The organism is aff. Roholtiella sp. LEGE 12411 (assembly GCF_015206995.1).
Classification (GTDB): Bacteria; Cyanobacteriota; Cyanobacteriia; order Cyanobacteriales; family Nostocaceae; genus Komarekiella.
This window is the reverse complement of the sequence record NZ_JADEXR010000245.1, coordinates 1-5,499: the sequence shown is the minus strand read 5'-3', so window position 1 is coordinate 5,499 and position 5,499 is coordinate 1. Positions and strand designations below refer to the sequence as shown.

Here is a 5,499-nt window from a genome sequence, read left to right as displayed (position 1 = left end):
CTCTAGGACTTACGCAACTGGCACACAAGGCTTGTGGTATAAGAGTCAAGGGTCAAGGGGAGCCACTGCGCCCTTGCGGCTCTGCCGACTTAAAGCAAGTGGCGTTCAAGGGTCAAGGTTTTTTGGACTTTTGACCTTTGACTCTGGACAACCTCTGGCGTTAAAAATATGAGACTTGCGTAAGTCCTGAACTCTTTAGCTTGGGGTTTTAATTCGAGATTCTTTAATAAGAAATATAGGCTTTTAACTGTTTTGTCCGTTTGTAATTGACAGATATTATTGAAGCTTTTCCCTGTTAAAGCTGAAAGCCCATGCTCAGCAGAGAAACGAGAATATGAATTCATAATTCTTTTTCTAAAGCTTTGCGAGCAATACGGGTGACATAAATGGTAACGACAACTGTAGCAATCAAACCGATGAGCCGAATTGTCCATTGTAAAGTAGGGTTGGTAGGTTGAGCCTCAGTCCCAATCATGGCAAGATTACCAGCCAGGGAACCGATATAAACATACATTATGGTTCCGGGAATCATGCCTACAGAGCCGATAAAATAGTCTTGAAGTGAAACTCCTGTGATACCAAAGGCATAGTTTAATAAGTTAAAGGGAAATATTGGAGACAGCCGCGTTAACAGAACGATTTTTAATCCTTCTTTGCCAACAGCTTGGTCAATAGCGGCAAACTTTTTGTTATCTGCAATTTTACGAGCAACCCACCCCCTAGCTAAATAACGTCCGACGAGGAAAGCAGATGTAGCACCTAGAGTTGCACCAACAAATACATAGAGTGAACCCCAAACTACACCAAAAATGACACCAGCGCCCAAAGTGAGGATAGAACCCGGGAAGAAAGCAATAGTGGCGACGATGTAAAGTGCAATAAAGGCTAAAGCTCCAACTGTACCAAGGCTGTCAATCCACTGCAAAGCGTTCCGTAAGATTGCTTGGGGATTAAAAGAATTTGTGTTGATGGACTCTTGTGCCAAAGCCAAGTCTGTGTTGAACAAAAAAGTCAAGCTAACCACCAGCAATACTAATATACTTAGTCGAAAAAACTCTCTTGAGATTTTTGTACAAAATTGATTGGTGATAATTAGATTTTTCATGAATTGCAAAAGTGATAAAACTTTTGAAGTATTTTTTTATCTGAATTTTTATGTTATGGACAATTTAAATTAATTATTATTTGGATCATGGCTAATTGCTGCTCTTATACTTGGGGCTAGAGCTTTCTGAGCAACCTTTGTAACATAGATAGTTACTGCAACGGTAGCAATTAACCCAACTACTCGCATCGCCCATTGCCAGATTTGAGTTTCTACACTGGTTGGCTGATGAGACATGTTAACCACGGCAAGATTACCAGCTAAAGAACCAATGTAAACGTACATTACAGTACCTGGAATGATGCCGAGAGAGCCTAATATGTAGTCTTTGAGGGAAACTTGTGTCACTCCAAAAACATAATTTAATAAATTGAACGGGAAGACGGGAGAAAGGCGAGTTAGTAAGACAATTTTCCATCCTTCTCTGGCAACTGCCAAATCAATCGCTTTAAATTTCGGATTTTTCTCCATTTGCCGGCAAACCCAATCCCGTGACAGGTAGCGTCCAATGAGAAAAGCTAAGGTTGCTCCAATTGTTGACGCAATTAATACATAAACTGACCCCCAAAATACACCAAACAAACAACCACCTTTTAGAGTTAGAAGAGAACCTGGTAAAAACAACAATGTTGCCAAGTTATAAATCAATATGAAAGCAATGGGCCCTAAAACGCCAAGACTGTGAACCCAAATGACTGAGGTCTGTAAAAGCCCCTGAACGTTCAACTGTTTTGCAGCAATTATTAGGGTGACAACCAGGCAAGTTAACAGTAACAGTTTGAATTTAGAATTTAATCTGTGCTTTCTCATTTTTATCTTTAGAGATTTAATACTAAAAATTTATACATCGAATTTAACGCTACAAAGATAAACTATCTACATGAGAAACAGGTTAACCTCTCTTGATTTTCTCCCAGCGATACCAGCTATGAATACGTTTAGGTGAAACACCTAATAAATAAGCAATAATTACTATTTGATTAAGTAAAGTAGTTTTTAAAACTCCCTTTTGCAACCACCTACGGGGTGATGTAATAACTGGCACGGGGATAATTACAATGCGTCCAGTGTTTTTTAAACGACGCATGAGTTCAAAGTCCTCCATGATAGGCAATTCAGGAAAGCCACCAATTTCCTGAAATATTTGTTTTGTTACAAAAATTGCTTGGTCGCCATAAGGCATTTGGCAAAAACGCGATCGCCAATTTACTCCCCACTCCACCCATCTTAAACTCAAAAGTGATGCATCGATCCGCAAGTTAAATGCACCAGCTACAGTCCGAGGCTGTTGTAGCGCCGTGGGAATCATGGCATCAAACCCAGTTGGTAAACGGGTATCTGCATGAAGAAACAGCAGAATCTCACCACTAGCAGCCATAGCACCCGCATTCATTTGAGCAGCACGACCAGGAGATGATGAGATAACTTTTACACCTAAAGACTGAGCGATCGCTACTGTGTCATCTTGTGAGCCACCATCTACCACAATCACTTCTATATTTTTGCTGAGTTCAATAGTAGCAATAGCTTCTTTAATATTCCCCGCTTCATTAATAGCCGGAATAATAATAGAAATTTTGGCTGCATCAATATTCTCACTCATGATTGCTGAGTTTTCTTTTCCAGTTGGTCAGGAAATGAACACTCTACCGTTACCTTAAGATTGCTTTCAGCCGTGCCTTTAGTTACGTAAGGTATACCTGCTTCACCGCCAACTTTGATGCCAAATTCTAGAGTGACTTTATCAATATTAGCAACAGGGATTTTCTTAAAAGCATTGAGTGAATAAACAGTATAAGCCCGAATTGTACCTTCAATTGCTTGGAAATTTTGGACTATCTGTTTTTGTGCAGCATCAGCATCCCATCCCTTATCAATTAGTGCTTCTTCTTCTCCCTCTGGAGAAACTTCGGTAATCACTGGTGGAGCATCTATACTATCTGTAGCTTCAATGTAAATAATAGTGCCATCTTCTAACTGAATAGGTGTGAGTTGAGTCATTGAATAAATCTCGCCTAAAAGAATTGCGTGTAGTCAATTGAGAACCAGGGCGAATAGAATTCGCGGCTACACAAACAAAGTCCGCCTCCGCGGACTAAAATCAAGGTTTTGAAACCCACGGAAGTGAGTTTTGCCTGTGTAGACGCGGTTTTTAACCGCCCGTTTAACTCTATACATTTTTACGGAAAATGCGGTAAATTTCTTGTAGAAGCTGGAAATAATGCGACTAAACTATCATAAAGCTTACTAAGATGAGTCGAGACGCTTTGGTGGTGGGAATTAACACGTATGACCGCTTAAACAGTCTCAACGCACCAGCTGCCGATGGTGAAGCGATCGCCCAAATCTTACAACAACATGGTGAATTTCGGGTAACGCGGCTACCAGCAGTCAAAGACAAGGAAAATCAGACGATTCGCATTGGTAAGCAAACTAAAGTTAGTTTAACTCAGTTAGAAAGAGCGATCGTCCAATTATTTAAGCCAGATGGGAAGCCACCAGACACAGCACTGCTGTATTTTTCTGGTCATGGATTGCGGAAAAATCTAGGGATTCAGGAAGGTTTTTTAGCAACGAGTGAAATCAACCCCGATGCGGGTAATTGGGGACTATCTCTACAATGGCTGCGACGACTGCTGCAAGAAAGCGAAGTCAGACAACAAATTGTGATTTTGGATTGCTGCTATAGCGCAGAAGTGCTAAATTTTGCTGAGGCAGATCCAGGCGATCGCGGTAAAGGAAGAGACAGATGTTTTATTGCTGCTTCTCGTTCCTTTGAAGTGGCTTTTGAAGAGATTAATAGCCAACACAGCGTACTAACTGCGGCACTGCTCAAAGGTTTGGAACCAAAGCAAGAACGTTGGGTGAGTAACTACACCTTAGTTGACTTGCTCAATCAAGAACATCACCCCTTCCCCCAGCGTCCCATTTTTGCTAACTCTGGTGAAGCAATTAATCTCACTCGCAAATGGAATTCCTCTCCTGCTAACTCCACAGTACAGGTATCAGCTATTTGTCCTTACAAAGGGTTGTCTTATTTTGATTGCACCGAAGCAGATGCCAAATTATTTTATGGCAGAACAGCGTTAACCGACGAATTATTAGAAAAAGTGCGCTCTGGTAATTTCCTCGCTGTGTTGGGAGCATCAGGAAGTGGTAAATCTAGTGTTGTTAGAGCGGGTTTACTTTATCAATTAAAGTTAGGACGCAGGTTATCAGGTAGTGATACTTGGCAGTTGAAAATATTTCGACCAGGGATTAACCCTTTACAAAATTTAGCACTGGCATTTGTAGAATCAGAATTATCAGATATTGAACGTGCATCTCAATTAGCAAAAGCAGAAGAATTGATTGCTAAAGGAGCAGTTGGTTTAGGACAGCTGTTTAGTGCTACGCAAACTCAGCGCGTGGTGTTAGTGGTAGACCAGTTTGAAGAAGCTTTTACACTGTGTCAGGACGTTACAGCACGACAAAATTTTTTTAAATGTTTGCTAGGTGCTTTGCAGCGCAATGACAATAAACTCTGCCTAGTAATGACAATGCGAGGCGATTTCTTTGGCAAATGTTTGGAACAAGACTATGGAGGACTAGCCAAGGAAATTCAGGAGCATTTGGTAACAGTAACACCAATGAGTCGGGAGGAATTAGAAACAGCAATTATCAAACCCGCTGAACAGGTGAACTTAGAAGTAGAACCCGAATTAGTTTCTCAAATGATTGCAGATGTAGAAGGTTCACCGGGAAGTTTACCGTTGTTGCAGTACACGCTGACAGAACTATGGAAGCAAAAAACTGAGGAACGGTTAACGCTTACTGCCTATACCCGACTGGGTGGAGTGAGGGGAACGTTGCAAACACGTGCTACAGAAGTTTATGAGTCATTGTCACCAGAGGAACAGCAAGCAACAAAGCGGATTTTTTTAGAATTGACGCAGTTGGGAGAAGGAACAGAAACGCGTAGACAAGTTTTCCAACGGGATTTAGTTAGCTCACAGTATCCAGAAGCTGTGATTAATAAAGTTATTCAACGGTTAGCTGATGAGAAGTTAGTTGTCACTAGTACTTTAATTGAGAAGGGATCAGGTTTTGGTCAAGTTGCTGTAGTAGATGTGGCTCATGAAGCATTGATTCGCTATTGGTCGCTATTACGCAAATGGATTGAGGAAAGTCGGGATATACTCCGACAAAAACGGAAAATTGAAGCGGTGGCTGTTGAATGGCAAGATAGGAGAAAGGCGAAAGATTATCTCCTTCAGGGGAAGCGGTTGAGAGAAGCAAAAGATTTTCAGAAGCAACAAACTGAGAACTTAAGATTATCTGACCTAGCTGCTGAGTTTATTCAAACTAGTGTCAGACAAACGCGGAATAATCGCTTTAGATCCGTTGGGTTTTTC

The 5,499-nt window shown here is 41.1% G+C and carries 5 protein-coding genes; 1 reads left to right on the top strand and 4 read right to left on the bottom strand.

Features of this window, described 5'->3' with window-relative positions:
- Positions 1-340: 340 nt before the first annotated feature.
- From IQ246_RS28595 to IQ246_RS28580, 4 genes are all read right to left on the bottom strand, one after another.
- Positions 341-1,105, bottom strand: a complete 765-nt coding sequence (locus IQ246_RS28595; protein ID WP_194006667.1) for a TVP38/TMEM64 family protein — start codon at positions 1,103-1,105, stop codon at positions 341-343.
- A 69-nt stretch (positions 1,106-1,174) separates the two neighbouring features.
- The gene (locus IQ246_RS28590) at positions 1,175-1,915 is read right to left on the bottom strand and encodes a TVP38/TMEM64 family protein (protein ID WP_194006666.1); all 741 of its coding nucleotides are present in this window, start codon (positions 1,913-1,915) and stop codon (positions 1,175-1,177) included.
- A gap of 82 nt (positions 1,916-1,997) precedes the next feature.
- The gene (locus IQ246_RS28585; RefSeq protein ID WP_194006665.1) at positions 1,998-2,708 is read right to left on the bottom strand and encodes a TIGR04283 family arsenosugar biosynthesis glycosyltransferase; all 711 of its coding nucleotides are present in this window, start codon (positions 2,706-2,708) and stop codon (positions 1,998-2,000) included.
- Positions 2,705-3,106 (bottom strand): CU044_2847 family protein, encoded by a 402-nt coding sequence (locus IQ246_RS28580; RefSeq protein WP_194006664.1) that lies wholly within the window; start codon positions 3,104-3,106, stop codon positions 2,705-2,707. The genes IQ246_RS28585 and IQ246_RS28580 overlap by 4 nt, the downstream gene beginning before the upstream one ends.
- 251 nt (positions 3,107-3,357) lie before the next feature.
- Here IQ246_RS28580 and IQ246_RS28575 point away from each other — a divergent pair.
- Positions 3,358-5,499 (top strand): caspase family protein (locus IQ246_RS28575; protein ID WP_194006663.1); only part of this gene is annotated, 2,142 nt, incomplete at its 3' end.

Bases quoted from the DNA above. Each gene is read 5' to 3' on its own strand.
- IQ246_RS28580 (WP_194006664.1), bottom strand. From the start codon at position 3,106: ATGACTCAACTCACACCTATTCAGTTAGAAGATGGCACTATTATTTAC.
- IQ246_RS28595 (WP_194006667.1), bottom strand. From the start codon at position 1,105: ATGAAAAATCTAATTATCACCAATCAATTTTGTACAAAAATCTCAAGA.
- IQ246_RS28590 (WP_194006666.1), bottom strand. From the start codon at position 1,915: ATGAGAAAGCACAGATTAAATTCTAAATTCAAACTGTTACTGTTAACT.
- IQ246_RS28585 (WP_194006665.1), bottom strand. From the start codon at position 2,708: ATGAGTGAGAATATTGATGCAGCCAAAATTTCTATTATTATTCCGGCT.